2 protein-coding genes and 1 pseudogene are annotated in these 2,356 nt (G+C 60.1%); all 3 read left to right on the top strand.

From position 1 onward, the window contains the following. Positions 1-792 (top strand): sigma 54-interacting transcriptional regulator (locus GBC55_RS29660; protein WP_247267079.1); only part of this gene is annotated, 792 nt, incomplete at its 5' end. Between the two features lie 420 nt (positions 793-1,212). Beyond that, entirely contained in the window at positions 1,213-1,596 is a 384-nt protein-coding gene (gene gcvH, locus GBC55_RS29655; RefSeq protein ID WP_162441212.1) for a glycine cleavage system protein GcvH, read from the top strand. A 9-nt stretch (positions 1,597-1,605) separates the two neighbouring features. Then, a pseudogene (locus GBC55_RS29650) lies at positions 1,606-2,356 on the top strand (glycine dehydrogenase (aminomethyl-transferring)); the annotation flags it as partial.

The following is a 2,356-nucleotide window of genomic DNA, read 5'->3' as shown; positions in this document are numbered from 1 at the left end:
CGGCATGAAAAGCCATTCCTGGCCCTCAACTGCGCGGCGCTGCCCGAGAGCCTGGCCGAAAGCGAGCTGTTCGGCTACGCCCCCGGCGCGTTCACCGGGGCGCAACGGGGCGGCAAGCTCGGGCTGCTGGAGCTGGCCGACCAAGGCACGGTGTTTCTCGACGAAGTCGGCGAGATGTCGCCGTATCTGCAAGCCAAGTTGCTGCGTTTCCTCAGCGATGGCTGCTTCCGTCGCGTCGGGGGCGATCGTGAGGTCAAGGTCAACGTGCGGATCCTCAGCGCGACCCACCGCGACCTGGAAAAAATGGTCAGCGAAGGGCACTTTCGCGAAGACCTGTTCTACCGCCTCAATGTGCTCAACCTGCAGGTACCGCCGCTGCGCGAACGTGGCCACGACATCCTGTTGATGGCCCAGCACTTCATGCAGCAGGCCTGCGCGCAGATCCAGCGCCCGGTCTGTCGTCTGGCGCCCAGCACCTTTCCCGCCCTGCTCGGCAACCGCTGGCCGGGGAACGTACGGCAACTGCAGAACGTGATCTTTCGCGCGGCGGCGATTTGCGAAAACCCGCTGGTGGACATCGACGATCTCGACATTGCGCACACGGCGGTAGAGCGCAAGAACGATGGCGAAGTGGGCAGCCTGGAAGAGGCTGTCGAAGGGTTTGAGCGGAATTTGCTGGAACAGCTTTACCAAAGTTATCCGTCCAGCCGACTGCTCGCGGCGCGGTTGCAAACCTCCCATAGCGCGATTGCCATTCGGTTGCGCAAGTACGGAATTCCCAACAAACCCTGATCGCCGATCTCAGAAATACTGAAAACCCTGTGGGAGCGGGCTTGCCCGCGATTGCGGTATGTCAGTCAACACAAACGGTGACTGACACGGCCTCATCGCGGGCAAGCCCGCTCCCACAAGGGATGAGCTTTTTTCAACAATGTCTACAAATCGATACACCGTATCGAAATCAAGACAAAACCCTCTCGACCTGTCTGCCCGGGCTTCGGCACCTTCCCTTCACCTGCTTGTATTGAATTCAATACGCGAGCCGTGCGTCAAACTTCCCCATTAATCAATAAGCCACTGATTTAAAACAACTTATCAACCTTGGCACCGCCCTTGCTATCTCTCCTCCAGCCAAGCTCGCTTCCCGACACGAGCCTGCCGAATCGTCATCCGCCACCTGTAGCGGTTGAGTCAGAACAATGAGGAGTTGATATGAGCGAATTGCGTTTTACCGTCGAACACGAATGGCTGCGCACCGAAGCTGACGGCAGCGTTACCGTTGGCATCACCGCGTTTGCGCAACAGGCGCTGGGGGATGTGGTGTTTGTTCAAGTGCCCGAGTTGGGAAGCTTCAGCGCCGGTGCTGAAGTGTCGGTGGTGGAATCGGTGAAAGCCGCCAGCAGCATCAGCATGCCGCTGGACGGCGAGGTGCTGGAAGTGAATTCGGTGTTGGACAACAGCCCGGATCTGGTCAACGAAGATCCGCTGGGCGAAGGCTGGTTCTTCCGTTTCAAACCCGCTGACGCTGCCGCTGTCGGCCAACTGCTGGATCAGACCGCCTACGACCGTCTGATCCAAGACCAGACTGACGCGTGAGGGCTGCCCATGACCACTTTCCTCGACACCCATAACGAATTCATCGCCCGCCACATCGGCCCGCGTTCCGGCGATGAGCAAGCCATGCTCAACAGCCTCGGCTTTGATTCCCTGGAAGCCTTGAGCGCCAGTGTGATCCCCGAAAGCATCAAAGGCACCAGCGTCCTGGGCATGGACGACGGTTTGAGCGAAGCCGACGCCCTGGCGCTGATCAAAGGTATCGCGGCCAAGAACCAGCTGTTCAAAACCTATATCGGCCAGGGTTATTACGGCACGCACACGCCGTCGCCGATCCTGCGCAACCTGCTGGAAAACCCGGCCTGGTACACCGCGTACACCCCGTATCAACCGGAAATTTCCCAGGGCCGTCTCGAAGCGCTGTTGAACTTCCAGACCCTGATCAGCGACCTGACCGGCCTGCCGATTGCCAACGCTTCGCTGCTCGATGAAGCCACCGCGGCTGCCGAAGCCATGACCTTCTGCAAACGCCTGAGCAAGAACAAAGGCAGCCACGCGTTCTTTGCGTCCGTGCATTGCCATCCGCAAACCCTGGATGTGTTGCGTACCCGCGCCGAGCCACTGGGCATCGACGTCGTGGTCGGCGACGAGCGCGAGCTGAGCGACGTCAGCCCATTCTTCGGCGCCCTGCTGCAGTATCCGGCGAGCAACGGCGACCTGTTCGATTACCGCGAACTGACCGAGCGTTTCCACGCGGCCAACGCACTGGTGGCGGTCGCGGCTGACTTGTTGGCGCTGACAG

Source organism: Pseudomonas sp. TNT3, from assembly GCF_010095445.2.
Lineage (GTDB): Bacteria > Pseudomonadota > Gammaproteobacteria > Pseudomonadales > Pseudomonadaceae > Aquipseudomonas.
This window is presented reverse-complemented; position numbering and strand designations above follow the sequence as displayed.

Bases quoted from the DNA above. Each gene is read 5' to 3' on its own strand.
- gcvH (WP_162441212.1), top strand. From the start codon at position 1,213: ATGAGCGAATTGCGTTTTACCGTCGAACACGAATGGCTGCGCACCGAA.